Source organism: Streptomyces humi (genome assembly GCF_001005085.2).
GTDB classification, from domain to species: Bacteria; Actinomycetota; Actinomycetes; order Streptomycetales; family Streptomycetaceae; genus Streptomyces; species Streptomyces humi.
In genome coordinates this window covers 109897-135300 of record NZ_LBMU02000013.1, presented here as the reverse complement: position 1 = coordinate 135300, position 25404 = coordinate 109897, and the positions used below count along the sequence as shown (strand labels likewise).

Below are 25404 nucleotides of genomic sequence, written 5' to 3'. Positions count from 1 at the left end.
GGTCGTACGACCGGCGGTGCTCAGTCGGCCGCGGGGCTGAGCACCGCCGGGCGGCGGGACGCGATGACCCGCTTCGCCAGCGACTTCGGGCTGGTCAGGAAGCCGTATCCCCACGACATGTGCATGGTGGCGAGGGCGAGGGGGATCTGGAGCCGCGCCTTGAGCGGCAGTCCCTTGCCGGCCGGGAGGGACCCGGCGGCGATCGCGGCGAGGTAACCGCCGGGGACGACGAAACCGAACGGGGTGACCAGCGCGCCCACCAGGATCCCGGCCGCTATCGCGCACACCGCGGTGGGCGGGGCGAGGTAGCGCAGGTTGATGGAGCCCTCGTGGTAGCGGGCGACGACGTGCCGCCAACGGCCGTAGTCCTTGTACTGCTTGGCGAGGGCCTGCACGCTCGGCCGCGGGCGGTACGACACCTTCAGGTCCGGTGAGAACCAGATCAGCCCGCCGGCCTCGCGGATGCGGAAGTTCAGCTCCCAGTCCTGGGCGCGGATGAACTCCTCGTTGTAGCCGCCCTGTTGTTCCAGCGCCTCGCGGCGGAAGACACCCAGGTAGACGGTCTCGGCGGGCGCCGCCGCACCGCCGGTGTGGAAGGCGGCGTTGCCGACGCCGATCTTCGAGGTCATGGCCGCCGCGACCGCCTGCTCCCAGGCGTTCTCGCCCTCGGCGTGCATGATGCCGCCGACGTTCTGCGCGCCGGTCTCCTCCAGGAGGCGGACGGCGGTGGCGATGTAGTTCGGGGAGAGCATGCCGTGGCCGTCGACCCGGACCACGATCGGGTGCCGGGAGGCCTTGATCGCGGCGTTCAGGGCGGCCGGCGTGCGGCCGGTCGGATTCGGGACGGTGTGCACGCGCGCGTCTTCCGCCACGAGCCGGGCCGCGATCTCGTCCGTGCGGTCCTTGGACGGACCGAGGGCGATGACGACCTCCAGCTCGCCGGCGTACTCCTGCGCGAGGATCGCTTGGACGGCCCCGCGCAGATGCCGCTCCTCGTCGAGGACGGGCATGATCACAGAAACTGCGGGGTGCCGCACGTCGGGCTTGGCGTTCATAGGACGCTCACGTTACCGCGAACGGGGGACACCGGTGCGCGCCGCCGGGGCGAAGCCGCGGGCTGAAGGTCGTATCGGCCTACCGTGCTCATGGATCCCACGTACGGCCTCGTCCGGAGGTGTCCTTTGGCCGCCAGCCCGCCCCGGTCCCCCGCCCGGCCCGCCCGGCCGCGGCGTCGACCGCAGCCCACCCGTCAGGCCCCGCGGCCGCCGGTACGACCCGCAAGGCCCCGGCGGCCGCGCTGGGCCATGCGGGCCGTGACCACACTCTCGGTGGTGGTGCTGGCGTCGGCCGGGATCGGGCACTCGGTGATGGCCAGCCTGGACGCGGACATCGCGCGGGTCGACCCCTTCAAGGACATGAAGAACCGGCCCCGCGCGGGGCACGGCATGAACGTCCTGCTGGTCGGCACCGACGGCCGCGACAAGATCACCGAGCGGGAGCGGCGGAAGTACCGCCTCGGCGGCTCGCCCTGCCACTGCACCGACACGATCATGATCGTGCACATCTCGGCGGACCGGGAGCGGGCCACCGTGGTCAGCCTGCCGCGCGACTCGTACGCCGAGGTCCCCGCGCACCTCGACGAGACGACGGGGCAGCAGCACGCCGCCCACCCGATCAAGCTGAACGCGGCCTACGCGGAGGGCGGCCCGCAGCTGACCGTGCGCACCGTCGAGAACATGACCCATCTGAAGATCGACCACTATCTGGAGGTCGACTTCATCACCTTCATGCGGACCGTCGACGTGCTCGGCGGGGTCCGGGTCTGCAACGCCCAGCCGCTGAAGGACTCGTACACCGGCCTGAACCTCGCCCCCGGCACCCACACCCTCGACGGCGGCCGCGCCCTCCAGTACGTCCGCTCCCGGCACGTCGACGGGGCGAGCGACCTGGGCCGGATGAAGCGGCAGCAGCGGTTCCTGGCCTCGCTGATCGAGCGGGCCGCGTCGTCGGGGGTGCTGCTCAACCCGATCAGGTTCCGGGACGTGACCCGGGCGGTGCTCGGCTCGGTCCGCGCCGACACCGGCTTCGGCACGGACGAACTGCTGGACCTCGGGCGCGCGATGCGGAACTTCTCGCCCTCCTCCTCCGAGTTCACCACCGTCCCCATCGGGCAGCTGGCCTACCCCGTGAAGGGCATCGGCTCGACGCTGAAGTGGGACCAGGCCAAGTCGGACCAGTTGTTCCAGTCCCTGCGCGACGACCGGCAGCTGACCCCGCGGGCGGCGCCGAAGCGGCCGCCGGGGCCGGCCCCGGTGGGCGTGGAGGTGGCACCGGAGCGGATCCGGGTGCAGGTGGAGAACGGCACCGGCACGGCGGGGCTGGCCCGGCGGATGGACGCGGCACTGACGGCGACCGGGTTCGCGGCGAACCACCGGCCGGTGACCGCGGCACGGCACGACCTGAAGCGCACGGTGATCTCGTTCGACCCGCGGTGGGACCGGTCGGCCCGGTCGCTGGCGGCGGCGCTGCCGGGAAGCGAACTGCGGGCCGTGCCGGGACAGGGGCCGACGATGCGGGTGACGGTCGGGACGGACTTCAAGGGAGCCGTACGCAAGGTCCGGTTCGACGACCCGGCACCGCAGGGAGCGGCGTCGGTGATGCGGGGCGACGACACCGTGTGCTGAGGCGGGGCAGGTGCCGACACCGTGTGCTGAGGCGGTGCGGGTGCCGGGTGCGGACGGTTCAGCCCTTGGCGACCGCCCCCGCCCAGTCCCACTTCACGCCCATGTCGGAGTACATCTTCGAGTACCCGGGGAAGCAGTTGAACTGCTCGATCTTGCCGTCGTGCAGGTACCAGAAGTCGGCGGTCGGCGTGGCGACCTTGTTGCCGTTGCCCTTGACGACGCCGGCCGGTGTCTGGAGCTGACCGTCGAACGTGCCGTCGATCGACAGCTCGATGCTGATCACGTCGCCGTTCACGGTGATGCGCTTGAGGTCCCGGTGGACGTCGGAGAAGAGGCTCTTCATGTAGGGCAGCACGGCGCCCAGCGCCTCGCCCCGGTAGGCCTGGCCGGCGACCATGTCGTTGAAGACGCCGTCCTCGGCGAAGCTGTTGACGAACGTCGGGACGTCGATGTGAGCGCCCTCCGCCGCGTGGTAGGCACGCAGGACGACCGCGAGGTTGCGCCGCTCGTGCCCGGTCAGGTGGCGGTCCGTCAGCGGGAGCTCCGCCAGCTGCCGCGGGGTGAGGTCCGGAGCCGGCGTGCCGCGGGTGGCGGCGGCGCTGTGGACGGGGCTCGCCGCCTGGGTCGGGGCGGCGGCGATGGCGAGGCTGCCCAGGCTTGCGACCGCGGCCGTGGCGATGATCGTCTTCCACTTGAGCGAGGTCATGACGTCTTCCTTCGGCTCGATGCGTTCGTTCAAACGTTAAATCAAACGTTCGCTTGACCTTACGAACGACCGGGAGAACATGTCAAGCGATCATTTGAATTAGGTGTTACCCGACGACGCCGGCTTGACGATGTACTCAAACGGCCGCTTAACTACATACCGTGACCAGGGTGGACAAGAGGGATCTGCGCCGAGAGGCCGGCCGGCGCACGCGGGACGGCCTCCTGTCGGCCGCCCTGGAGATGCTCGCGCGGCACGGCACGGAGGGGGTGACCCTCCGTGAGATCACGGAGCGGGCCGGAGCCAACGTAGCCGCCGTCAGTTACCACTTCGGCTCGCTCAAGGCGCTGTGCGACGTGGCGATAGAACACGCGCTGGAGCAGTATCTGGACGCGCAGATCCTCGAACTCGACTCCCTGGACACCACCTCGACGCTCCAGGAGGTGGCGGCGGCGTTCGCCCGGCCGATGATGCGCGCCCTGGCGGCCGGCGGACAGGACCTGGCGGTGATGCGGACGGTGGCCCGCGTCGGCATCGAGCCGCCCGCGGGATGGGAGCGGCTGGCCGGCAAGTTCGACCACTGCCGCCGGATCGCCGTGCGGGTGCTGACGGCCGGCATGCCCGGCGTCGACGAGCAGGAACTGATCTTCCGTACGCGGTGCGCGGCCGGTCTGCTGAACTGGCTCGCGCTGGCGCCGATCGGCACCGAGCTGGCCGCCCTCTCCGTCGAACAGATCGAACGGCAGCTGGTCCCCGTGGTGGCCGGGGCGTTCCGGGGGGACACCAGCGCCGGCCGCTGACCGGAGCGGCCGGGCGGGACGGGACTCAGCCGTCGAAGCCGCCGCGGCTCAGCCGTCGAAGCCTCCGCCGCTCAGCCGTCGAAGCCTCCGCGGCTCAGCCGTCGAAGCCTCCGCGGCTCAGTCCTCGAAGCCCTCCGCGACCCGGCGTTCGCGCAGTTCCCGGATCTCCCGTCGCCGGGCCAGCCGGTGCGTCCGTCTGATCTGGGCCTCCTGGTAGCGCCGGCGGTCCTTCTCGGTCTCCGGTACCACCGGCGGCACCCGGCGCGGCTTGCCGTCGGCGTCCACCGCCGCGAAGACCAGGTACGCGGAGCCGACCTGGGTGGCGGGCGCCGACTCGTTCCAGCGCTCGGCGAGGACCCGTACCCCCACCTCCATGGACGTCCGGCCGGTCCAGTTGACCTGCGCCTTTACATGCACCAGGTCACCGACACGGACCGGCTCCAGGAAGGCCATCTCGTCCATGGACGCGGTGACGGCGGGACCGCCCGAGTGCCGGCCGGCGACCGCGCCCGCCGCGTCGTCGACGAGCTTCATGATCACACCGCCGTGCACCGTGCCCAGGAGGTTGGTGTCGCTGTGGGTCATGATGTGGCTCAGCGTGGTCCGGGAAGCGGATGTCGGCTTGCCGGGTAGGTCGAGCTCCGCCTCGGGGGCCTGGTCTGTCATGGCCCCACCCTATGCCGAAGAGACATTCGCGGAATTTGTGTCGGGTTCGCAACAGCGATGACCTGATTTTCCGACGACTCTTGTCAGTGGTACTGGCGCTGCCTGCACACTGGGGCCCATGAACGAATGGCCCGAGGGATGGTCGAACGACAGCCGCGGAAACCGGTACGGCCGCGGCAGCGCCGGCGCGCAGCCTGAGGGCGCCCGCGTGATGCGCCAGGTACGGCGCCAGGAGCCGTCGGCACCGCCGTACGGCAACCCGCAGCAGGGCGGCGGCTACGGCCAGGTCCCGCAGCAGCCCTCGTACGGCGGCGACGGGTACGGCGACGGCGGCGGGTACGACAGCGACTACAACACCGGCCAGGTGTACGGCGGCGGCCCCGGGGGCGGGGGACCCGGCGGCCAGTACGACCGTGCCTCGCGGCCGGCGCCGAACTGGCGCAAGCGGATCAAGTGGACGGCGATCGTCGTCCTCAGCGTGGTGATCGTCACGTCCGTCGCGACCTACTTCTGGGCCGACTCCAAGCTGCACCGCGACGTCGACCTGTCGAAGGTGATCGACCGTCCCGCGGCCGGCGACGGCACCAACTACCTGATCGTCGGCTCCGACAGCCGGCAGGGCCTGTCCGCCGCGCAGAAGAAGGAGCTGCACACCGGCTCCGCCGAGGGCAAGCGCACGGACTCGATGATGATCCTGCACGTCGGCGACAGCGGCGACACCCTGATCTCGCTGCCGCGTGACTCGAACGTGGAGATCCCGTCGTACCAGGGGTCGACGTCCGGCAAGGTCTACAAGGGCACCGGCCGGACCACGAAGCTGAACGCGGCGTACGCCGAGGACGGCCCGACCCTGCTGGTCCGCACGGTCGAGTACAACACCGGCCTGCACATCGACCACTACGTGGAGATCGGCTTCGCCGGCTTCGCGAACATCGTGGACGCGGTCGGCGGGGTCACCATCGACATCGACAAGGGCTTCAAGGACAAGTACTCGGGCGCGGACTTCAAGGCCGGCAAGCAGACCCTGAACGGTGAGGAGGCCCTCGCCTTCGTCCGCACCCGGCACGCCTTCGCCGCGTCCGACCTCCAGCGCACCAAGAACCAGCAGAAGTTCCTGGCAGCGCTGGCCCACCAGGTCGCCACCCCGGGGACGATCCTGAACCCCTTCAAGCTCTACCCCACCCTCGGCGCGGGCCTGGACTCCCTCACCGTCGACAAGGACATGAGCCTGTGGGACCTGGGCTCGATGTTCTTCGCGATGAAGGACGTCAACGGCGGCAACGGCGTCTCGATGAACATGCCGATCTCCGGCTCCACGGGCGGCAACCTCGTCTGGGACAAGGCGAAGGTGAAGACCCTGGTCAACGAACTCAACAACGACCAGACGGTCACCGTCTCCGGCAACTAGGCGCGGCCGTACGCGGTTCAGGGGCACCCCGCGGGGTGCCCCTGACGCCGTTCAGCCCTCAGCCGGGTGTCACATCGCGACACCGGACATCGAGCGGCACATCTCGGCGCAGCGGCGACACTGCTCCGCGCAGCGCTTCATCTGCGGGTCGTCCGGCATGGTCATACACGCCTCGGCGCACATGTCGCACGCCTTGGCGCACATCATGCACATCTCCGCCGACAGGGGTGAGCGCCGCATCATCATGTCGGCGCACATCCGGGTCATCTCGGAGCAGTCCATCAGCGCGCGCATGATCCGCATGTGGGCCTGGCCGCCCTCCATCGACATGCAGGAGCTCAGGGTCTCCTCGCACATCGTATGGGTGGCCATGCACATGTTGACGCAGTCCTGCATCTGCTTGGACATGGCCGTCATGGGTCCGGTCTGGGTCATGGCTCCTCCAGGGAAGGGAGAGGGGTCCGGGGCGGTCCCCGTGTGATTCCCGTCCTAAGCCCGACCGGGCGGTAGTGCCATCCGACCGTGCCATTGGGGCCTGTCAGTCGATCCGGCAGAGGCAGAACGGATGCCCCGCCGGGTCGGCGTACACCCGGAAGTCCTCGGCGACGGGGTCCTCCTCCCGCCTCAGCAGCCGGGCCCCCAGCGCCAGCACCTGCTTCTCGGCCGCGTCGACGTCCTCCCACGTCGGCCCCGCGTCGAAGTCGAGGTGGAACTGCTGGGAGTCGCGGTCGGCCCGCGGCCACTGGGGCGGTGTGTACCCCTCCGCCAGCTGGAAGCCGAGCCGCAGTCCGTCCGGCAGCCTCAGGACGACCCAGTCGTCCTCCTCGGCGACCAGGGTGCCGCCGGCCACGGCCGCGTAGAAGCCGGCCAGCGCGCTCGGGTCGGGACAGTCGATCACTACGTTGCGCAGACGGGCGACGGACGCCATGGGTCCTCCCTCTCTCGGCGGTCTTCCCTCAGCAGGCGCAGAGACAGAACGGGTGCCCCGCCGGATCGGCGTACACCCGGAAGGTGCGGGTCCGGTCCGTGGCGTCCAGCGGCCTGGCGCCCAGCTCCAGGATCCCCTTCTCGGCCGTGTCCAGGTCGTCGACCACCAGGTCCAGGTGGAACTGCTGGGAGTCGTCGGGGGTGGGCCACTTCGGCGGTACGAACCCGGGCGCCCTCTGGAACGCCAGTGCCTGCCCGCCGGGCACCTTCAGGTCCACCCAGTCGCCGCCCTCGTCCCCTTCGACGGTGCCGCCCAGCACCCCCGCGTAGAAACCGGCGAGCGCGGACGGGTCGGGACAGTCCAGGACGACGACACCGAGCTTGGCGAGTGCCATGACTTCCTCCTCGTGGTCCGAGTTACCTGTACAGGCCGGGTAACCAGTAACGGTTACCGCATGCTCCCCCAGTGGAGGTAACGTCGCAAGCGGATTGCGGAGGTGGCTTGCAGCTATGAGCGGGAGATCGCCCGCGCCGGGCGCCCTGGCCCTGGTGGAGGCCCTGGTGAACACGCTGGACCTGGAGTCGGGCGCCGACGCGCTGGACACGCCGGAGGGCCGGACGCGCCTCGGCGTCACGGAGGCCGGCCTCCCGTCCGCCCGCACCCTGCGCGAGTCCCTGCGCGCCACCCTCCTCGCGCACGCCGGCCACCCGCCGCACCGCGAGGTCACCCCGCTGGGCGACCTGCTCGCCGACGCTCCCCTCCAGGTCGCCGTGGATCCCGCCGACGGCTCGGCGACCCTGGCCCCCGTGGACGCGGCCCCCCTTGTCTCCCGGGTGGCCGCGGCCGTCGCCACCTCCCTGGTCGAGGGCACCTGGACGCGCCTCAAGGCCTGCGAGGACGACACCTGCCACTGGGCGTACTACGACCGCAGCCCGGCCGGACGCGGCCGCTGGTGCTCGATGCAGGTGTGCGGGGCACGCGCGAAGATGCGCCGTTACCGTGCCAAGGACCGGTAACGCACAGGCCGTTCACCGCTCACGCCTGAGTCGCGTGGTGCAGAATGCAACAAGACACCGGTTCGGCCGACTGAGCCTCGGCCGAACCGGTGTCACCTGGTTCCGGAAACGCGTCCGGATCCGTGCAGCGCCCGTGGCCTCAGGCGGTCGGACGCCCCATGGCGCGGTACGTCCACCCCGCCCGCCGCCAGACCTCGGGATCCAGCGCGTTACGCCCGTCGAGGATCACCTGCTCCGCGGCCACCTCTCCCAGCACCGCCGGATCCAGCTCCCGGAACTCCCGCCACTCGGTGAGATGCAGCACCACGTCGGCCCCCCGCACGCACTCCTCGGCGCTGACGGCGTAGCCCAGGGTCGGGAACAGCTTCCGCGCGTTCTCCATCCCCTTCGGGTCGTACACCGTGACCTGTCCGCCCTGGAGGTGGATCTGCCCGGCCACGTTCAGCGCGGGCGAGTCCCGTACGTCGTCCGAGTCCGGCTTGAACGTCGCGCCGAGCACCGCGACCCGCTTCCCGAGGAACGACCCGCCGCCCAGCGCCTCCCGGGCCATCTCGACCATCTGCCCGCGGCGCCGCATGTTGATGGAGTCGATCTCGCGCAGGAAGGTGAGCGCCTGGTCGGCACCGAGCTCACCGGCCCGCGCCATGAACGCCCTGATGTCCTTCGGCAGGCAGCCGCCGCCGAACCCGATCCCGGCGCGCAGGAACTTCCTGCCGATCCGGTCGTCGTGCCCGATCGCCTCGGCCAGCTTGGCCACGTCACCGCCCGCGGCCTCGCAGACCTCCGCCATCGCGTTGATGAAGGAGATCTTCGTGGCGAGGAAGGAGTTGGCCGAGGTCTTCACCAGCTCGGCCGTGGGGAAGTCGGTCACCACGAACGGCGTGCCCTCGCCCACCGGCGTCGCGTACACCTCGCGCAGCAGCTTCTCGGCCCGCTCGCTCCGGGTCCCGACCACGATCCGGTCCGGGTGCAGGGTGTCCTGGACGGCGAAGCCCTCACGCAGGAACTCCGGGTTCCAGGCAAGCTCGGCATCGGCGCCCGCGGGCGCGTTCTCGGCCAGGTACGCGGCCAGCCGGTCCGCCGAACCGACCGGCACCGTGGACTTGCCGACGACCAGCGCGGGCCCGGTGAGGTGCGGGGCCAGCGACGCGATCGCGGAGTCGACGTACGACATGTCGCAGGCGTACTCGCCGTGCTTCTGCGGGGTGTTCACGCAGACGAAGTGGACGTCGCCGAAGGCGCCGACCTCGGCCCAGTCGGTGGTGAAGCGCAGCCGCCCGCTGGACCCCTCGAAGCCGGCCACGTGCCGGCGCAGCAGCTCGTCGAGGCCCGGCTCGTACATCGGGGTCTCGCCGCGCTCCAGCATCGCGATCTTCTCGGGCACCACGTCCAGCCCGAGCACCTCGAAGCCCAGCTCGGCCATGGCCGCGGCATGGGTGGCGCCGAGATAGCCGGTGCCGATCACAGTGATCTTGAGGCTCATGAATGCTCCAGCTCGGGGACGGGGGTGCGGGCTGCGGCCCGAGCATAACCGGGCCGTGTTCCGGGCAACTTTCCCGCTGTCGCCAAGCTCACGTGACCTATCCGTGGGCCGCGTTCTAAACTTTGAGTTACTTAACAGTAATTAGCGTCAGCACCACTGCGTCTGGAGTGAGAGACCTTGGCCGGATCGGCTGACTTCGACCTGTACCGCCCGTCCGAGGAGCACGACATGCTCCGTGACGTCGTCCGTGCGCTGGTCGAGGCGAAGATCGCCCCGTACGCCGCCGCGGTGGACGAGGAGGCACGCTTCCCGCAGGAGGCACTGGACGCCCTGGTCGCCAACGACCTGCACGCCGTGCACGTCCCCGAGGAGTACGGCGGCTCCGGCGCCGACGCGCTCGCCACGGTCATCGTGATCGAGGAGGTGGCCCGCGCCTGCGTGTCCTCCTCCCTCATCCCCGCCGTGAACAAGCTGGGCTCGCTCCCGGTGATCCTGTCCGGCGGCGAGGACCTGAAGAAGAAGTACCTCACCCCGCTCGCCAAGGGCGACGGGATGTTCTCCTACTGCCTCTCCGAGCCGGACGCGGGCTCCGACGCGGCCGGCATGAAGACGAAGGCGGTCCGCGACGGCGACCACTACGTCCTCAACGGCGTGAAGCGCTGGATCACCAACGCGGGCGTCTCCGACTACTACACGGTGATGGCCGTGACGGACCCCTCGAAGCGCTCGAAGGGCATCTCCGCCTTCGTCGTGGAGAAGGCGGACGAGGGCGTCTCCTTCGGCGCCCCGGAGAAGAAGCTCGGCATCAAGGGCTCGCCGACCCGCGAGGTCTACTTCGACAACGTCCGCATCCCCGCCGACCGCATGATCGGCGACGAGGGCACCGGCTTCGCCACCGCGATGAAGACCCTGGACCACACCCGGATCACCATCGCCGCCCAGGCGCTCGGTGTCGCCCAGGGCGCCCTCGACTACGCCAAGGGCTACGTCCAGGAGCGCAAGCAGTTCGGCAAGCCGATCGCCGACTTCCAGGGCATCCAGTTCATGCTCGCCGACATGGCCATGAAGATCGCCGCCGCCCGCGCCCTCACCTACCAGGCCGCGGCCGCCTCCGAGCGCGGCGACGCCGACCTCACCTTCCAGGGCGCGGCGGCCAAGTGCTTCGCCTCGGACGTCGCCATGGAGGTCACCACGGACGCCGTCCAGCTCCTCGGCGGCTACGGCTACACCCGCGACTACCCGGTCGAGCGCATGATGCGGGACGCGAAGATCACCCAGATCTACGAGGGCACCAACCAGGTCCAGCGCATCGTCATGGCGCGCAACCTGCCGTAACGGCACGGGCGTTCAGGACTCCTGGAAAGGCGCCCCACGGGGCGCCTTTCCGCTGGACGGTCACTCCGTCTCGGTCGGGCGGGGCTGGTTCGGTTCGCGGCGGTGCTGGGTGGCGCGGGCGGTGAAGTCGGCGCTGCGCAGCGCCCGCTGGACGTTTCCCCAGGTCAGCAGGGACAGCTCGGTCTCGGACCAGCCACGTCGCAGGAGTTCGGCGATCAGACGCGGGTAGCAGGAGGTGTCGGCGAGGTCGCGGGGGTGGGCGGCGCCGGAGTCGTAGGTGCCGGACAGGGCGACGCACTCGGGGCCGGCGACCACGCGGACGTGGTCGAGGTGGTCGGCGACGTCCGGGACGGTCGGCCCGGTCTGGTCGGCGGTCAGCGGCACCATGCACAGCCCCCGGTGCTCCCCCAGCAGCACGAGCGTCTCGTCGGAGAGGTTGGCGGGGTGCGGGCGTACCGCCGCGGCGGCGGAGCGGGTGCACAGGACGGGTGTCTTGGAGAGGGCGAGCACCCGGGCGAGGGTGGCCTCCGGGGCGCCGGACAGGTCGGCGAGCACGCCGAGCCGGTTCATCTCCCGCACCACCTCCTCGCCGAACCTCGTCAGTCCGTCCTCGCCCGCCCAGGCGGCACCGGCGAGCGAGAGCACCCGCAGGCCGAGGGAGTGCAGGACGCGCAGGATGCCGAGTGAGTCGTCGACGGCGGCGGCGGAGGCCGGACCCAGCACCACGGCGACCCGGCCGCAGTGCCGGGCGTCGATGATCTGGCCGGCGGTGCGCACCATACGCAGCCCCTCCGGATGTGCCTCGACCACCCGGCGTGCCAGGTCCAGCTGCTCCAGCGTGGCGCCGACGGCCCGGTCGCCCGCCGGCACCTGCAACGACCAGAACAGTGCGCCGACGTGCCCTTCGCGCAGCCGGGGGACGTCGGTGTCCACGGCGGTCTCGCCCAGTTCCAGGTCGTACCAGGGCAGCGGCCCGAGCGCCCGCGGCAGCCCGCTGTAGCCGTCCGCCACCGGGTGTTCGGCCAGCAGGGCGTGGGCCCGCTCCAAAAGCCCGCCGCCGGAGTCCGCGGGGAAGCCGGACTCGGCGGGGAAGTCGCGCTCCGCGGGGAAGGGATCGTCCGGGAGCCAGTCGTCCTGACCGACCTCGGTCGTGGTGGGGACGTCGTTCTGGAGGTCGGCCATGGGGGCTCCGTACGTCGTCGTGAGCTACGTCGTGAAGGGGCTGTAGTCCACGGTCGCACGCCCGGCCGGGAGGGTTCCTGGTGGACGGGGCGTTCGGGGGTATCCCGGGTCAGCTCTCCCCGGCGGCCCGGATGACCTCGTCCAGGGTGTCCCGGGACCGCACCAGGTCGGCGATGAGACGGTCGATCCGGTCGCGTTCGGCGGTGAGGTCGTCGACCAGCCTGGGGGTGGCGACGGCCGACGGCCCGCCGTCCTGGTCCCGCATGCAGGGCAGCAGCTCCTTGATCCGGGTGCTGTGCAGCCCGGCCGCGTACAGCTCCTGGATGCGTACGACCCGGTCGACGGCCGTCTCCGGATAGTCCCGGTGCCCGCCGGGCGTCCGCTCGGCGGTCAGCAGCCCCTGCTCCTCGTAGTAGCGCAGCGACCGCTCGCTCACCGCGGTGCGTCCGGCCAGTTCCCCGATCCGCATGCCGGCCCTCCGGAAGGACTTGATTCTGACACTGATGTCAGGTTCTACGTTACGGCCATGACGCGGACAACGGACCTCCTGGCACCGGCCCGGCTCGGCCGGCTCGAACTCCCCAACCGTCTCGTGATGGCCCCGCTCACGCGCAACCGCGCGGAGGCCGACGGGACCCCGACCGACCTCATGGTCACCTACTACGCCCAGCGTGCCGCGGCCGGTCTGATCATCGCGGAGGCGGCCACGCCCAACGCCGTCGGGCAGACGTACCCCAACATCACCGCCATCCACAGCGACCGGCACGTGGCGGGCTGGCGGCGGGTCACGGACGCCGTCCGGGCGGCCGGCGGACGGATGTTCCTCCAGCTCCAGCACGGCGGCCGGGTGAGCCATCCGGCGACCACCGGACTGACCCCGGTGGCGCCCTCGCCGGTCCCGCTGCCGGAGACGGTCTTCACTCCGGGGGGACACCGCCCGGCCGTGGTGCCGCGGGAGCTGAGCCGGGCGGGGATCGAGTCGACGATCGCCGACTTCGCGGCCGCCGCCCGCCGGGCGCTCGACGCCGGTTTCGAGGGCGTCGAGGTGCACTCGGCCAACGGCCATCTGCTGCACCAGTTCCTCGCCGGCAACACCAACCGGCGCACGGACGGGTACGGCGGCTCGGTCGCCGGGCGCGTCCGCTTCACGGCGGAGGTGGTGGAGGCGGTGGCCGCCGAGGTCGGAGCGGACCGGGTGGGCGTGCGGATCTCCCCCGGCAACACGGTCAACGGCATCGCGGAGACCGACACCGATGCCCTGTACCCGGCGCTCGCCGAGCGGCTGGACGGCGTCGGGCCGGCGTACCTCCATCTCGTGCACGCCGACCCGGACGCCCCGCTGTTCCACCGCCTGCGCGCCGTCTGGACCGGCACGCTGATCGCCAACCCGGTCCTGCGCGACCTCACCACGGAGGAGGTCACCGAGGCCGCCCGCCGGCTCCGGACCGCCGGGGCGGAACTGGTCGCCCTGGGCCGCCCGTTCCTCGCCAACCCCGACCTGGTCACCCGGCTACGGCTGGCCGCACCCCTCAACCCGGTCCGGGACCGCTACTTCATGTACGTGGGCGGCCCGCTCGGCTACACGGACTACCCGACCCTGCCGGCCCCGCGGCCCCACCGAGCCGCTTCGGATCCCGCGGGCCTGCCCGGGGCCGTCTGACCGGCTCGGCCGAGGCCGCGCCGGGACGGGGTCAGCCGTCGAGGTCCTGGATCGTGGCGTTCGACGCCGCCCTCGTGGTCCGGAGGTCCCGGGACACGTCTTCCGCCGCGCCGAGTACTCGTACCGCGTTCTGCCAGGTCAGCTTGGCCAGGTCGGGCTTGGACCAGCCCCGGTCGAGGAGTTCCGCGAGGAGGTTGGGGTAGCCGGAGACGTCGTTCAGGCCGTCGGGGGTGAAGGCCGTGCCGTCGTAGTCGCCGCCGATGCCGAGGTGGTCGATGCCGGCGACCTCGCGCATGTGGTCGAGGTGGTCGGCGACCGTGGCGGTGGTGGCGACCGGGCGGGGGTGGCTCTCCTCGAAGGCCCGGTGGACCTTCATCGCCTCCTCGGTGGTGTCGAGGTGGTGGAAGCCGTGGGCGCGCATGTTGTCGTCGGCCGCCGCCGTCCAGTCGACCGCCGCCTGGAGCACGAACTTCGGCACGAACGTCACCATCGCCATGCCGCCGTTGGCGGGCAGGCGTTCGAGGACGTCGTCCGGGATGTTGCGGGGGTGGTCGCAGACGGCCCGGGAGGAGGAGTGGGAGAAGATCACCGGGGCGGTGGTGGTGTCCAGGGCCGCGCGCATGGTCGTGGCCGCGACGTGGGACAGGTCCACCAGCATGCCCAGGCGGTTCATCTCCCGGACGACCTCGCGGCCGAAGGCGGACAGACCGCCGACGTTCGGCTCGTCCGTCGCCGAGTCCGCCCAGTCGTTGTTGTCGTTGTGGGTGAGCGTCATGTAGCGCACGCCCAGTTCGTACAGACCGCGCAGGGTGCCCAGCGAGTTGTCGATGGAGTGGCCGCCCTCCGCGCCCATGAGGGAGGCGATACGGCCTTCCGCGCGCGCCGCCTCCATGTCCGCGGCGGTCAGCGCGGCCCGCAGGTCGGACGGGTAGCGGGCGATCAACTGTCGTACGCAGTCGATCTGTTCGAGGGTCGCCGGGACCGCGCCCGGCAGGTCCGAGCGGACGTACACCGACCAGTACTGCGCGCCGACCCCGCCCTCGCGCAGCCGCGGGATGTCGGTGTGCAGGTGCGCGTTCTGGTGGGTGGCGATGTCGCGGGCGTCGAGGTCGTAGCGGACCTGCTCGCGCAGTGCGTACGGCAGGTCGTTGTGGCCGTCGACGACCGGGAACTCGCGCAGCAGGGACCGGGCTTCGTCGGATGAGGTCATTGCGTATTGCTTCCCGGAGTCCTACTTGCCGAAGCCGAAGCCGGTCGGGCCCTCGACCTTGGACCGCAGGCGCTTGCCCTTCTCGGTGGCCTGGTCGTTGAGGTCCTGCTGGAACTCGCGCAACCGCTGGAGGAGGTCCTCGTCGTGCGTGGCGAGGATCCGGGCGGCCAGCAGGCCCGCGTTGCGGGCGCCGGCGACGGAGACCGTGGCGACCGGGACACCGGCCGGCATCTGCACGATGGAGAGCAGGGAGTCCATGCCGTCGAGGTACTTCAGCGGGACCGGGACGCCGATGACCGGGAGGGGCGTGACCGAGGCGAGCATGCCAGGGAGGTGGGCCGCTCCCCCGGCGCCGGCGATGATCGCCTTCAGTCCGCGGTCGGCGGCCTGCTCACCGTACGTGATCATCTCGCGCGGCATCCGGTGCGCCGAGACGACGTCCACCTCGTACTCGATCTCGAACTCGTCCAGGGCCTTGGCGGCGGCCTCCATGACGGGCCAGTCGGAGTCCGAACCCATGACGATGCCAACAACGGGGCTCATCTCAATCTCCTTGCGTACCTTCTCGGCCTCGGGCCGAGGGGTGTGAGTAGGCACCTCGCTCGCGAGCGGGTAACGGTTCATCCGGATCCGCACGACGGGATTCCCCGACTGCCAGACATGCTTACATCAAAGGAGCTACCGTGTGAAACATGGGGAGCACGAGTGTGAAGCGGGGGTTCAAGTTCCGCTTCTATCCGACTCCGGAGCAAGCAGCCGAGCTGGCTCGCACTTTCGGCTGCGTGCGCAAGGTCTTCAACATGGCGCTCGACGCACGGTCCCGGGCGTGGACGCTGGAGCACCGCCGGGTCTCCTACGTGGAAACGTCGGCGATGCTCACTGAGTGGAAGAGGACCGAAGAGCTGGACTTTCTGGCACAAGTCTCTTCCGTGCCGTTGCAGCAGTCGCTGCGTCATCTTCAGACCGCCTACACGGCCTTTTTCGACAAGCGGGCTCGACACCCTCGCTTCAAGTCGAAGAAGAGGTCGAGAGACTCTGCCGAGTACACACGGTCCGCGTTCCGCTTCCACAACGGTGAGCTCACGTTGGCCAAGATGCGTGAACCGCTGGCCGTCGTGTGGTCGCGGCCACTTCCGGAAGACACCGAACCGTCTACGGTCACGGTCTCCCGGGACAGGGCAGGCCGTTGGTTCGTTTCCCTGCTCGTAGAAAGCGCCGTCAGCCCCGGGCCGGCCACCGACGCGACGGTGGGACTCGACGCGGGCCTCACAAGCCTGCTCACCCTGTCCACCGGTGAGAAGATCACCAACCCCAAGTTCGAGCGGAAAGACCGAGCCCGCCTCGGACAAGCCCAGCGAGAACTCTCTCGTAAGGCCCAGAACTCGAGGAACCGGGAGAAGGCTCGCCTCAAAGTGACACGCATCCATGCGCGCATCACCGACCGGCGCCGGGACTTCCTCCACAAGCTGACCACTCGACTCGTTCGTGAGAACCAAACGATCGTGATCGAGGATCTGACCGTCCGGAGCCTGCCGGGCAACCGCACCCTTGCGCGTGCGATTTCCGATGCCTCGTGGACGGAGTTGCGTTCCCTCCTGGAGTACAAATGCGCCTGGTACGGGCGCGAACTGATCGCGATCGACCGCTTCTTCCCATCGAGCAGGACCTGCTCCACGTGCGGCCTGATCCACGATGAGCTGCCCCTGAGCGTCCGACGATGGACGTGCGCGGGCTGCGGCACCCAGCACGACCGGGACCACAACGCCGCGAAGACAATTCTGGCCGCCGGGCTGGCGGTGTCGGCCTGTGGAGCCGGTGTAAGACCCCAACGGAGTTCCTCCGGGCGGGCAGTCGGCGATGAAGCAGGAAGCGTCGTGGTGCGAACCACGGCAGGCCCCTCCCCAAGGGGAGAGGCCGAGGTCAATCGGTGATCGTGCCTCTCAGGTAGCCGGCAGCGTGACGTGCGCGGTCGAGAACGTCGTCCAGGTCGTCGCCGTAGGTGTTGACGTGGCCGACCTTGCGTCCGGGCTTCACGTCCTTGCCGTACATGTGGATCTTCAGTTTGGGGTCGCGGGCCATGCAGTGCAGGTACGCGGAGTACATGTCGGGGTAGTCGCCGCCCAGGACGTTGACCATGACCGTCCACTTCGCGCGCGGGCGCGGGTCGCCCAGGGGCAGGTCCAGGACCGCGCGGACGTGGTTGGCGAACTGCGAGGTGATCGCGCCGTCCTGGGTCCAGTGGCCGGAGTTGTGGGGGCGCATCGCCAGTTCGTTGACGAGGATGCGGCCGTCCCGGGTCTGGAACAGCTCGACGGCCAGGTGACCGACGACGCCGAGTTCCTTGGCGATCCGCAGGGCCATCTCCTCGGCCCGCAGGGCGAGGTCCTCGTCCAGGTCGGGCGCGGGCGCGATCACGGTGTCACAGACGCCGTTGACCTGCTGCGACTCGACCACCGGGTAGGCGACGGCCTGGCCGTGCGGGGAGCGTACGACGTTGGCGGCGAGCTCGCGGACGTAGTCGACCTTCTCCTCGGCGAGGACCGGCACGCCGGCCCGGAAGGGGTCGGTGGCCTCCTCGGCGGTCTCGACGACCCACACGCCCTTGCCGTCGTAGCCGCCGCGCACGGTCTTCAGGACGACGGGGAAGCCGTCGCCCTCGGCCGCGAACCGGACCACGTCCTCCGCGTCGGTCACGATGCGGTGCCGCGGGCACGGCACACCGATCTCGGTGAGCTTCGCCCGCATCACGCCCTTGTCCTGGGCGTGCACCAGCGCGTCGGGGCCGGGGCGCACGGGGATGCCGTCCGCCTCCAGGGCCCGCAGATGCTCGGTGGGGACGTGCTCGTGATCGAAGGTGATCACATCGCAGCCGCGCGCGAACTCGCGGAGCGTGTCCAGGTCGCGGTAGTCGCCGACGACGACATCGCTCACCACCTGGGCTGCCGAGTCCTGAGGAGTGTCACTGAGGAGCTTGAACCTGATGCCCAGCGGGATGCCCGCCTCGTGCGTCATACGCGCGAGCTGACCCCCGCCGACCATGCCGACTACCGGGAACGTCACGCCCCCAGGGTATCGGCCGCGCCGGGGTGGCCGGATTCCACACCCTCCACCAGCGCTCTTACCTGCCGCTTCGTTGCCTCTTGCCCCGGTTTTCCGGTCTTCTTTCCAAGCCGTTCCCGACCTGTGTCGCCATCCACAGGCAGGGAACACCCGGGGTCGTTAGCATGGCTGGGTCGCCAATACCTACGGACGGGAGCCCGCACAACCATGGAACGTGGTTCCTCGGGGCTGCAACGGCTCGTACGAGAGGTCGCCAAGTTCGGCGCCGTCGGCGGGGCCGGGATTCTCGTCAATCTCGGTGTCTTCAACCTGGTCCGGCACGTCACCGACCTGCCGGTGGTGCGCGCGAGCGTGATAGCCACCGTCGTCGCCATCGTCTTCAACTACCTGGGGTTCCGCTACTGGACGTACCGGGACCGTGACAAGGGTGGCCGCACCAAGGAACTCACCTTGTTCCTGCTGTTCAGCGCGGTCGGCCTGGTGATCGAGAACGGTCTGCTGTACCTGGCGACCTACGGCTTCGGCTGGGACAGCCCGCTACAGAGCAACGTCTTCAAGTTCGTCGGCATCGGTGTCGCGACGCTGTTCCGCTTCTGGTCGTACCGCACCTGGGTGTTCAAGGCACTGCCGGCCCGGGAGACGGTCGCGGACGCGGAGGCCATCCTGGAGCGGGCCGCCGACTCGGCGAAGCCGAGGCAGCGGGTCCGCTGAGCGGCGTCCTAGCGGACCGTGGGGTGGTCCTCGCCCGCCGGCTTGTGCTGCGGCGGGGTCCGGGACAGGAACAGGCCGAAGACCGGGGGCTGGGCCTGGAGCAGCTCCAGCCGGCCGCCGTCGGCCTCCGCGAGGTCGCGGGCGACGGCCAGCCCGATCCCGGTGGAGTTGCGGCCGCTGATGGTCCGCTCGAAGATCCGGTTGCCGAGGTCGGCGGGCACCCCGCCGCCCTCGTCGGTCACCTCGACCACGGCCTGGTTGCCGGTGACCCGGGTGCGCAGCGCGACCGTGCCGCCACCGTGCATCAACGAGTTCTCGATCAGCGCGGCCAGCACCTGTGCCACCGCGCCCGGGGTGCCCACGGCCCGCAGGTGCCGCTTGCCGGAGCTGACGATGGCCCGGCCCACACCGCGGTAGGCGGGCCGCCACTCGGCGAGCTGCTGCTGGATGACCTCGTCCAGGTCGAAGGAGACGGCGGAGCCGGTGCGCGGGTCGCGGGAGTTCGTGAGCAGCCGCTCGACGACGTCCGTCAGCCGCTCCACCTGCGTGAGCGCCACGTTCGCCTCCTCCTTCACGATGTCCGGGTCGTCCGTGAGGGTGATCTCCTCCAGGCGCATGGACAGCGCGGTCAGCGGGGTGCGCAGCTGGTGGGAGGCGTCGGCGGCGAGCCGTCGCTCAGCGGTGAGCATCCGCCCGATCCGCTCGGCGGACGAGTCCAGGACGTCGGCGACCCGGTCCAGCTCGGGGACGCCGTACCGCTTGTGCCGGGGCCGAGGGTCGCCCGAGCCCAGCCGCTCGGCGGTCTCCGCGAGGTCGGTGAGCGGGGAGGCGAGCCGGTTGGCCTGCCGGATGGCGAGCAGCACGGCGGCGATCACGGCGAGCAGCGCCACCGCCCCGATGATGAGCAGCGTACGGCCGACCTCCCGGGTCACCGTGGAGCGCGGCTCCTGGACGGTGACCGTCTCGCCCTCCTCACCGTCCGCGGTGTAGTGGATGACGTCGCCCTCGGGCTTCGACCCGATCTCGATCGGCGGCTTTTTCGGGATCCTGATGACGGCGTACTGCTCCTTGGAGACCTGACTGCGCAGTATCTCCGCGGTGACGTCCTCGTCCTCAAGGATCCGGCTGTCCACGATGCTGGCGAGCCGCAGCGCCTCGGAGTCGACGCGTTCCTGGGCGCTGTTGCTGATGGTCCGCGACTCGACGATCACGAGGGAGACACCGAACACGGCGATGACGACGAGCACGACGGCGAGGGTGGACTGGATCAGACGACGACGCACGGCACTCTCCGGGAAACGGCCACATCAGCGCCCCGAAAAGGGGCGCTGGGGGTACCCCCGGCCGAAGGCCGGGGGAGGAACTGCGCGACCGGCCGACGACGACGCCCGGCCGCGCACACCGCATCAGCCACCCACGGCGCGACGCGCGTAGCCGACCTAGCTCTTTTCGAAACGGAACCCGACACCCCGCACGGTGGCGATGTACCGCGGGTTCGCCGCGTCGTCGCCGAGCTTCTTCCGCAGCCAGGAGATGTGCATGTCGAGCGTCTTGGTCGACGACCACCAGGTCGTGTCCCAGACCTCCCGCATCAACTGGTCCCGCGTGACCACCCGTCCGGCGTCCCGCACCAGCACCCGCAGCAGGTCGAACTCCTTCGCCGTGAGCTGGAGTTCCTCGTCACCCATCCACGCCCGGTGCGACTCGACGTCGATCCGCACCCCGTGCGTGGCCGGCGGCTGCGCGGGCTCCGCGGCCCCGCGCCGCAGCAGCGCCCGTACCCGGGCGAGCAGTTCGGCGAGCCGGAACGGCTTGGTGACGTAGTCGTCGGCACCCGCGTCGAGACCGACGACGGTGTCCACCTCGTCGGCCCGCGCGGTCAGGATGAGGATCGGCACGGCGTGGCCCTCGGCCCGCAGCCGGCGCGCGACCTCCAGGCCGTCCATGCCGGGCAGCCCGAGGTCCAGCACGACCAGGTCGATGCCGCCCTGCATTCCGGCGTCGAGTGCGGTCGGTCCGTCCTCGCGCACCTCGACCTCGTAACCTTCCCGGCGCAGGGCGCGGGCCAGCGGCTCCGAGATGGACGCGTCGTCCTCGGCGAGCAGTACACGGGTCATGAGGTGATGGTAGTCCGCTCACGCGCAGTACAGGAGTGTGATCGGCACGAGGGATTCTTACCTTGGGGCACAGTGGTACGAACCTGTGGGCGAGGGGTGCGATCGTAGAAGGGGCCTTCGAAACCGGTCCTGAGGTTCCCTCGACACCTGTGATCCGTGTCTCAAGTCCTTCCATATCCGGCAGTGTCCTGACGTACAGTGACGTGAACGCCTGTAGTACACCCGGGGACCTTTGGTGGGCATCTCGCCCTGAAGGTCTCTTTTGTGTGCGGGCTGACCTCCGTCAGCCTCGAAAGGAATGACCTCTGGCCGGGCCCCGGACGCGACACGGCGTCGCGGGGCGTGGATCCCGGTGGTCGCCGTCCGCCGCCCCGCGACCCGGAGCGGACTCCCCCTGGGCGTGGGGTGGACGGGCAGACCCGCCGGTGCCGGCCGATCCCCCCACGGGTGCGCAGAGCCCCACCGCGCGCTCCGACCAGCAAGGAACGACCATGGCGTCCAGCCTGACGAAGGACTCGGTCCGACCGGGCACCCCCGGTTCCGAGAAGACCTTCTTCGGCCACCCCCGCGGACTGGCCACCCTCTTCATGACCGAGATGTGGGAGCGGTTCTCCTACTACGGCATGAAGGCCCTGCTCCCGCTGTACCTGGTCGCTCCCGGCGGCCTGCACATGAGCGCGGCCACGGCGACGGCGATCTACTCGGTGTACCTGTCGCTCGTGTACCTGCTCGCCCTGCCGGGCGGCTGGTTCGCCGACCGTGTCCTCGGTCCCCGCAAGACGGTCGCCGTCGCGGGCACGGTCATCATGATCGGCCACCTGACGCTGGCGCTGCCCAGCTCCGGCACGTTCTTCGCGGGCCTCGGCCTGGTGGCGATCGGCTCCGGTCTGCTGAAGGCCAACATCTCCACGATGGTCGGCCACCTGTACGAGGGCCCGGACGACCCGCGCCGTGACGGTGGCTTCACGCTCTTCTACATCGGCATCAACCTGGGTGCGTTCGCCGCGCCGCTGATCATCGGCACCGTCGGCGAGAACTACAACTGGCACCTCGGCTTCGCGCTGGCCGCGGTCGGCATGGCGCTGGGTCTCGCCCAGTTCCTGCTCGGCACCCGCCACCTGAGCTCGCGTTCGGACATCGTCCCGACCCCGCTGTCCGCGGCGGAGAAGAAGGCGACGCTGACGAAGGCCGGTTTCTGGGCCGCCGTCGCCGCGGTCTTCTACGTCGTCGTGGGTGTCTCCGGCGTCTACACGCTGAACTGGCTGCTGGTGCCGATCACGATCGCCGGTCTGCTGATCCCGGTCGTCGTCATCGCCCGCATCAAGCGGGACAAGGACCTGGACCGCGCCGAGCAGTCCAAGATGAGCGCGTACATCTGGTTCTTCGTGGCCGCGGCCGTCTTCTGGATGATCTACGACCAGGGCGGCTCGACCGTCTCGCTGTTCGCCGACGCCTCCGCGAAGAACACGATCTTCGGCTGGAACTTCCCGGTCTCCTGGTACCAGTCCGTCAACCCGGTCATGATCATGGCGTTCGCGCCGGTCTTCGCCTGGGCGTGGCTGGCGATGGCGCGGCGCGGCAAGGAGCCGAGCACGGCCGTGAAGTTCGCCGGTGGTCTGGTGCTGATCGGTGCGTCGTTCTTCCTGTTCCTGGCGCCGCTGTCGATCGCCGACGGTGGTCACAAGGCCGCGGCGATGTGGCTGGTGGGCATCTACTTCGTGCAGACCGTGGGTGAGCTGATGCTGTCGCCGGTGGGTCTGTCCGTGACGACGAAGATGGCTCCGGCGAAGTACGCGTCCCAGATGATGGGTGTGTGGTTCCTCGCGGTGACCGCGGGTGACGCGACCACCGGGCTGCTGTCCATCGCCGGTGTCGACCTGAACAAGACGGGGATCGTGGCGCTTCAGGCGGTGCTCGCCGTGGTCGCCGGTGCGGCCGTGTGGATGTACCGGAAGAAGGTCCGCGAGCTCATGGGCGACGTTCACTGATCGTCTTCTCGCAGAGGGCCACCGCATCTTCTGGATGGGGTGGCCCTCCTGTGTATCGACTGACGGTTCGTCACCTCGTCCTCTTCCGAGGCATGAAGGTGAACACGGCGCCGCCCAGCAGGATGGCCGTTCCTGCCACCAGGCCGAGCGCCTTCAGTGCGCCGTTGGTGGTGTCGCCGGTCTCCGCCAGGCCGCCGCTGCCGCTCGAACCGCTCGACGAGCCGCCCGACGTCGTCGTGCTGCCCGACGCCCCGCTCGCCTGCTCCGTGGTGTCCAGGGTCAGCGAGACCTCGGTCTTCGTCGGGGTGCACGTGGTCGTCGTACCGAGGGCCTTGACCGTCAGGACGCCCGGCGACAGCGTCGACGTCCCGCTCGCCCCCGGCTTGTACGTGCCCGTCAGGTCCGGGATGTCGATGGGGTCGCCGGACTTGATCGCGGAGGAGTTGGTGGGGCCCTCCACATGGACCGTGCCCTTGTCGGCGCCGCCCAGGACCACCTCCATCGACGGCTTCACCGAGTCCGCGGGGATGTCGGCCGGGCTGTCCATCACGGACCCGTTGAACTGCACGGTGAGGTCGAAACCGCCGCCGTTCTTCTTGGCGTTGATCTGCACCGGCGAGGTCGCGTTCTTGTCGCCGATGGGCGTCTTGCAGGCGTAGGGGATCTCGACCTCCTTGCCCGTGAAGTCGGTCTGGCCGCTGCCCGTGCCGTCGGAGGGGGACGCGGAGGCCGATGACGACGCCGACGCGGACGCGGACGCCGAGTCGGAGGGGCTCGCCGAGCCGGAGGGCGAGGCGGACGCGGACGTGGTGTCCGTGGGGCTCGCCGAACCCGTCGAACCGGTCCCGCTCACCTCGATCGTCGCCGCCTTCGCCACCGTCCCCGTCGGTGTGCACACGGTGTTCGTGCCGTACGCGTTGACCGTGTACGTGTCCGGGGTGAGCGTCACCTCGCCGGGTGACGTCAGTTTCAGGGTGCCTGTCATGTCGGACAGCACCATGTCGCCGCCCTTGGGGATCGCCGGGTTCTTGCGCGGCCCCTGCATCGCGACGTCGGCGCTCTGGGCACCGGCCGCCTTGAGGGTGCCGGACGGCTGGACCGAGTCGGCGGGCAGGTCGATGATGTCCGGGTTCTTGGACGCGGCCTGCACGAACTTCCAGGTGATGTCGACCGTGTCGCCGACCTTCGCGGTGGCGGGCGCGGTGATGTCGACCTTGGTGGTCCCGTCGATCGGGTCGGCGACCCCGGCGGGCGGTACGCAGTGGGTGGCGTACGACACCTCGGCGGCCTGGGCGGTGCCGGCGGCCGCGCCGAGCAGGACGCCCGCCCCGCCGAGGACCAGCGCGGCCGCCGCCGCACCCGCTCTGACCGGTGTCACTCTCCTTCGCATGATCACGTGGGTCCTTTCGTGGTGGGAGTCGTGGGACTCGTCGGGCTGTCGTCGTGCGGTGCGGAGAGCCGGCCGGCCGCGGTGCCCGGATCGTCGTCCGGGGTGAACCACGGCAGGGTCGAGGTCGAGGTCGAGGTCGTGGCGGGCGCGGGCCCGGAGGCGGGCGCGCGGAGACGGGGGACGCGGAGGGCCGGCCGGCGCGTGCCCCGGTGGCCGCGGGCCGGCCGCACCCGGTCCACCACGGCCATGCCGACGCGGAAGACGGCCGCGGGTACGACCACGCAGAGCAGCAGCCAGAACAGGGTCACCCCCCAGGGGCGGCCGACGCCCCAGGGCTGTTCGGCGAGGACCTTGCCGTCGTATTTCAGGGAGACGGTGTAGTCGCCGTGCGCCCCGGCGGAGAGTTCGACGGGCAGTTCGATCTTCGCCTTCCCGCCGGGCGCGAGGCTGCCGCGCCACTGCTGCTCGTCCCACTGGGGGGCGAACACGCCGTGTGCGGTGCCCACTTGGAAGACGGGGTCCTTGAGCGTGGTCGTGCCGGCGTTGCCGATGGTGAAGACGAGGGTGCGGGACGGGGGTGCGCCGAACCAGGTCAGCAGTCCGGAGGAGCCGTCGAGACGGGTGTCGGTGAGCATCGAGAGGCGGCCGCCGGTGGTCGCGGCGGGCAGTGGCTGGACGGCGTGCCCGGCGACCTGGAAGACGGCGTCCGCGTCGGCGCCGGCGCCGGTCACGGTGGCCGCGTGGACGACGCAGGGGCAGGGCACCGGCGGTTCGGCGACCGGGAGCCGCTTGCTGAACCGGCCGTCCGCGTCGGTGGTGACGGCCCGTCCGTCGGCGTTGGCGCAGGAGTTGGTGCCGCCGAGCACGCCCCGGGCGGGAGTGGCCCGGCCGCAGATCAGCAGCATCAGCAGGGTGTGCGGCCGCCAGCCGGTGCCGCTCACGGTGATCGAACCACCGGTCCCGGCCTCGGACTTGGAGACCGTGACGGCCGGCCCGCCGGCCGCGGTCGCCGCCGACGGGGTCCCGAGCAGCACCATCACCGCCGCCAGTACCAGGAACG

Annotated in this window: 24 protein-coding genes and 1 pseudogene; 9 read left to right on the top strand and 16 right to left on the bottom strand. The window is 70.5% G+C overall.

Annotated features, from left to right (window positions below; genetic code table 11):
* Nucleotides 1-20: 20 nt before the first annotated feature.
* Entirely contained in the window at nt 21-1055 is a 1035-nt protein-coding gene (locus tag AAW13_RS04580; RefSeq protein WP_046730296.1) for a glycosyltransferase family 2 protein, read from the bottom strand.
* 90 nt (nt 1056-1145) lie between these two features.
* Between AAW13_RS04580 and AAW13_RS04575 the strand changes: the two genes are divergently transcribed.
* Complete coding sequence (locus AAW13_RS04575; RefSeq protein WP_206306148.1) at nt 1146-2684, top strand: LCP family protein; 1539 nt, start codon at nt 1146-1148, stop codon at nt 2682-2684.
* Nucleotides 2685-2742: 58 nt separating this feature from the next.
* Here the strand turns inward: AAW13_RS04575 and AAW13_RS04570 are convergent, their stop codons facing one another.
* Nucleotides 2743-3390 carry a nuclear transport factor 2 family protein gene (locus tag AAW13_RS04570; protein WP_046730298.1) on the bottom strand — a complete coding sequence of 216 codons (648 nt, stop codon included), beginning with the start codon at nt 3388-3390 and terminating at the stop codon, nt 2743-2745.
* 170 nt (nt 3391-3560) lie between these two features.
* On the opposite strand from AAW13_RS04570, the gene AAW13_RS04565 reads away from it, so the two are divergent.
* Nucleotides 3561-4190, top strand: coding sequence for a TetR/AcrR family transcriptional regulator (locus AAW13_RS04565; protein ID WP_240528532.1), 630 nt, complete (start codon nt 3561-3563; stop codon nt 4188-4190).
* Nucleotides 4191-4307: 117 nt separating this feature from the next.
* Here AAW13_RS04565 and AAW13_RS04560 read toward each other — a convergent pair whose 3' ends face one another.
* Nucleotides 4308-4856 (bottom strand): acyl-CoA thioesterase, encoded by a 549-nt coding sequence (locus AAW13_RS04560; protein ID WP_046730299.1) that lies wholly within the window; start codon nt 4854-4856, stop codon nt 4308-4310.
* Between the two features lie 118 nt (nt 4857-4974).
* Between AAW13_RS04560 and AAW13_RS04555 the strand changes: the two genes are divergently transcribed.
* Nucleotides 4975-6264 (top strand): LCP family protein, encoded by a 1290-nt coding sequence (locus AAW13_RS04555; RefSeq protein ID WP_046730300.1) that lies wholly within the window; start codon nt 4975-4977, stop codon nt 6262-6264.
* Nucleotides 6265-6333: 69 nt separating this feature from the next.
* Here the strand turns inward: AAW13_RS04555 and AAW13_RS04550 are convergent, their stop codons facing one another.
* The 3 genes from AAW13_RS04550 to AAW13_RS04540 all read right to left on the bottom strand — a co-directional run bounded on the left by AAW13_RS04550 (nt 6334) and on the right by AAW13_RS04540 (nt 7586).
* Nucleotides 6334-6699 (bottom strand): four-helix bundle copper-binding protein, encoded by a 366-nt coding sequence (locus AAW13_RS04550; RefSeq protein ID WP_046730301.1) that lies wholly within the window; start codon nt 6697-6699, stop codon nt 6334-6336.
* 103 nt (nt 6700-6802) lie between these two features.
* Nucleotides 6803-7192 carry a VOC family protein gene (locus AAW13_RS04545; RefSeq protein ID WP_046730302.1) on the bottom strand — a complete coding sequence of 130 codons (390 nt, stop codon included), beginning with the start codon at nt 7190-7192 and terminating at the stop codon, nt 6803-6805.
* Between the two features lie 28 nt (nt 7193-7220).
* Nucleotides 7221-7586 carry a VOC family protein gene (locus AAW13_RS04540; protein ID WP_046730303.1) on the bottom strand — a complete coding sequence of 122 codons (366 nt, stop codon included), beginning with the start codon at nt 7584-7586 and terminating at the stop codon, nt 7221-7223.
* 115 nt (nt 7587-7701) lie between these two features.
* Here AAW13_RS04540 and AAW13_RS04535 point away from each other — a divergent pair, with 115 nt between their 5' ends.
* Nucleotides 7702-8208 carry a CGNR zinc finger domain-containing protein gene (locus AAW13_RS04535; RefSeq protein ID WP_046730304.1) on the top strand — a complete coding sequence of 169 codons (507 nt, stop codon included), beginning with the start codon at nt 7702-7704 and terminating at the stop codon, nt 8206-8208.
* 139 nt (nt 8209-8347) lie between these two features.
* Here the strand turns inward: AAW13_RS04535 and AAW13_RS04530 are convergent, their stop codons facing one another.
* On the bottom strand, nt 8348-9691 hold the full coding sequence (locus tag AAW13_RS04530) for a UDP-glucose dehydrogenase family protein (RefSeq protein WP_046730305.1): 1344 nt from the start codon (nt 9689-9691) through the stop codon (nt 8348-8350).
* A gap of 177 nt (nt 9692-9868) precedes the next feature.
* Here AAW13_RS04530 and AAW13_RS04525 point away from each other — a divergent pair, with 177 nt between their 5' ends.
* Nucleotides 9869-11026 (top strand): acyl-CoA dehydrogenase, encoded by a 1158-nt coding sequence (locus AAW13_RS04525; protein WP_046730306.1) that lies wholly within the window; start codon nt 9869-9871, stop codon nt 11024-11026.
* 60 nt (nt 11027-11086) lie between these two features.
* On the opposite strand, the gene AAW13_RS04520 is transcribed toward AAW13_RS04525, so the two are convergent.
* Nucleotides 11087-12208, bottom strand: coding sequence for a dipeptidase (locus tag AAW13_RS04520; RefSeq protein ID WP_046730307.1), 1122 nt, complete (start codon nt 12206-12208; stop codon nt 11087-11089).
* 109 nt (nt 12209-12317) lie between these two features.
* Nucleotides 12318-12677 carry a MerR family transcriptional regulator gene (locus tag AAW13_RS04515; protein WP_046730308.1) on the bottom strand — a complete coding sequence of 120 codons (360 nt, stop codon included), beginning with the start codon at nt 12675-12677 and terminating at the stop codon, nt 12318-12320.
* A gap of 57 nt (nt 12678-12734) precedes the next feature.
* On the opposite strand from AAW13_RS04515, the gene AAW13_RS04510 reads away from it, so the two are divergent.
* Nucleotides 12735-13868: an alkene reductase gene (locus AAW13_RS04510; protein WP_046730309.1), complete on the top strand. Its 1134-nt coding sequence runs from the start codon at nt 12735-12737 to the stop codon at nt 13866-13868.
* Between the two features lie 31 nt (nt 13869-13899).
* Here AAW13_RS04510 and AAW13_RS04505 read toward each other — a convergent pair whose 3' ends face one another.
* Nucleotides 13900-15078, bottom strand: coding sequence for a dipeptidase (locus AAW13_RS04505; protein WP_046730310.1), 1179 nt, complete (start codon nt 15076-15078; stop codon nt 13900-13902).
* 21 nt (nt 15079-15099) lie between these two features.
* Complete coding sequence (gene purE / locus AAW13_RS04500) at nt 15100-15621, bottom strand: 5-(carboxyamino)imidazole ribonucleotide mutase (protein ID WP_071659425.1); 522 nt, start codon at nt 15619-15621, stop codon at nt 15100-15102.
* Nucleotides 15622-15770: 149 nt separating this feature from the next.
* Between purE and AAW13_RS04495 the strand changes: the two are divergent.
* Nucleotides 15771-16947 (top strand): annotated as a pseudogene (locus AAW13_RS04495) (RNA-guided endonuclease InsQ/TnpB family protein); the annotation flags it as partial.
* Between the two features lie 51 nt (nt 16948-16998).
* Here the strand turns inward: AAW13_RS04495 and AAW13_RS04490 are convergent.
* The gene (locus AAW13_RS04490) at nt 16999-18138 is read right to left on the bottom strand and encodes a 5-(carboxyamino)imidazole ribonucleotide synthase (protein ID WP_046730313.1); all 1140 of its coding nucleotides are present in this window, start codon (nt 18136-18138) and stop codon (nt 16999-17001) included.
* Nucleotides 18139-18345: 207 nt separating this feature from the next.
* Between AAW13_RS04490 and AAW13_RS04485 the strand changes: the two genes are divergently transcribed.
* On the top strand, nt 18346-18849 hold the full coding sequence (locus tag AAW13_RS04485) for a GtrA family protein (protein WP_046730314.1): 504 nt from the start codon (nt 18346-18348) through the stop codon (nt 18847-18849).
* Nucleotides 18850-18857: 8 nt separating this feature from the next.
* Here the strand turns inward: AAW13_RS04485 and AAW13_RS04480 are convergent, their stop codons facing one another.
* Nucleotides 18858-20132 carry an ATP-binding protein gene (locus AAW13_RS04480; RefSeq protein ID WP_046730315.1) on the bottom strand — a complete coding sequence of 425 codons (1275 nt, stop codon included), beginning with the start codon at nt 20130-20132 and terminating at the stop codon, nt 18858-18860.
* A 156-nt stretch (nt 20133-20288) separates the two neighbouring features.
* Nucleotides 20289-20966 carry a response regulator transcription factor gene (locus tag AAW13_RS04475; RefSeq protein WP_007382513.1) on the bottom strand — a complete coding sequence of 226 codons (678 nt, stop codon included), beginning with the start codon at nt 20964-20966 and terminating at the stop codon, nt 20289-20291.
* A gap of 491 nt (nt 20967-21457) precedes the next feature.
* Here AAW13_RS04475 and AAW13_RS04470 point away from each other — a divergent pair, with 491 nt between their 5' ends.
* The gene (locus AAW13_RS04470) at nt 21458-22954 is read left to right on the top strand and encodes an oligopeptide:H+ symporter (RefSeq protein WP_046730316.1); all 1497 of its coding nucleotides are present in this window, start codon (nt 21458-21460) and stop codon (nt 22952-22954) included.
* A gap of 70 nt (nt 22955-23024) precedes the next feature.
* On the opposite strand, the gene AAW13_RS04465 is transcribed toward AAW13_RS04470, so the two are convergent.
* Complete coding sequence (locus tag AAW13_RS04465; RefSeq protein ID WP_046730317.1) at nt 23025-24344, bottom strand: hypothetical protein; 1320 nt, start codon at nt 24342-24344, stop codon at nt 23025-23027.
* Between the two features lie 2 nt (nt 24345-24346).
* Nucleotides 24347-25381, bottom strand: a complete 1035-nt coding sequence (locus tag AAW13_RS04460) for a neocarzinostatin apoprotein domain-containing protein (RefSeq protein WP_046730328.1) — start codon at nt 25379-25381, stop codon at nt 24347-24349.
* Nucleotides 25382-25404: the final 23 nt, after the last annotated feature.

Coding starts and splice junctions, on each gene's coding strand:
- AAW13_RS04560 (WP_046730299.1), bottom strand. CDS start 4,856: ATGACAGACCAGGCCCCCGAGGCGGAGCTCGACCTACCCGGCAAGCCG.
- AAW13_RS04475 (WP_007382513.1), bottom strand. CDS start 20,966: ATGACCCGTGTACTGCTCGCCGAGGACGACGCGTCCATCTCGGAGCCG.
- AAW13_RS04555 (WP_046730300.1), top strand. CDS start 4,975: ATGAACGAATGGCCCGAGGGATGGTCGAACGACAGCCGCGGAAACCGG.
- AAW13_RS04510 (WP_046730309.1), top strand. CDS start 12,735: ATGACGCGGACAACGGACCTCCTGGCACCGGCCCGGCTCGGCCGGCTC.
- purE (WP_071659425.1), bottom strand. CDS start 15,621: ATGAGCCCCGTTGTTGGCATCGTCATGGGTTCGGACTCCGACTGGCCC.
- AAW13_RS04570 (WP_046730298.1), bottom strand. CDS start 3,390: ATGACCTCGCTCAAGTGGAAGACGATCATCGCCACGGCCGCGGTCGCA.
- AAW13_RS04575 (WP_206306148.1), top strand. CDS start 1,146: ATGGATCCCACGTACGGCCTCGTCCGGAGGTGTCCTTTGGCCGCCAGC.
- AAW13_RS04550 (WP_046730301.1), bottom strand. CDS start 6,699: ATGACCCAGACCGGACCCATGACGGCCATGTCCAAGCAGATGCAGGAC.
- AAW13_RS04580 (WP_046730296.1), bottom strand. CDS start 1,055: ATGAACGCCAAGCCCGACGTGCGGCACCCCGCAGTTTCTGTGATCATG.
- AAW13_RS04540 (WP_046730303.1), bottom strand. CDS start 7,586: ATGGCACTCGCCAAGCTCGGTGTCGTCGTCCTGGACTGTCCCGACCCG.
- AAW13_RS04505 (WP_046730310.1), bottom strand. CDS start 15,078: ATGACCTCATCCGACGAAGCCCGGTCCCTGCTGCGCGAGTTCCCGGTC.
- AAW13_RS04465 (WP_046730317.1), bottom strand. CDS start 24,344: ATGCGAAGGAGAGTGACACCGGTCAGAGCGGGTGCGGCGGCGGCCGCG.
- AAW13_RS04460 (WP_046730328.1), bottom strand. CDS start 25,381: ATGGTGCTGCTCGGGACCCCGTCGGCGGCGACCGCGGCCGGCGGGCCG.
- AAW13_RS04520 (WP_046730307.1), bottom strand. CDS start 12,208: ATGGCCGACCTCCAGAACGACGTCCCCACCACGACCGAGGTCGGTCAG.
- AAW13_RS04485 (WP_046730314.1), top strand. CDS start 18,346: ATGGAACGTGGTTCCTCGGGGCTGCAACGGCTCGTACGAGAGGTCGCC.
- AAW13_RS04530 (WP_046730305.1), bottom strand. CDS start 9,691: ATGAGCCTCAAGATCACTGTGATCGGCACCGGCTATCTCGGCGCCACC.
- AAW13_RS04470 (WP_046730316.1), top strand. CDS start 21,458: ATGGCGTCCAGCCTGACGAAGGACTCGGTCCGACCGGGCACCCCCGGT.
- AAW13_RS04545 (WP_046730302.1), bottom strand. CDS start 7,192: ATGGCGTCCGTCGCCCGTCTGCGCAACGTAGTGATCGACTGTCCCGAC.
- AAW13_RS04535 (WP_046730304.1), top strand. CDS start 7,702: ATGAGCGGGAGATCGCCCGCGCCGGGCGCCCTGGCCCTGGTGGAGGCC.
- AAW13_RS04515 (WP_046730308.1), bottom strand. CDS start 12,677: ATGCGGATCGGGGAACTGGCCGGACGCACCGCGGTGAGCGAGCGGTCG.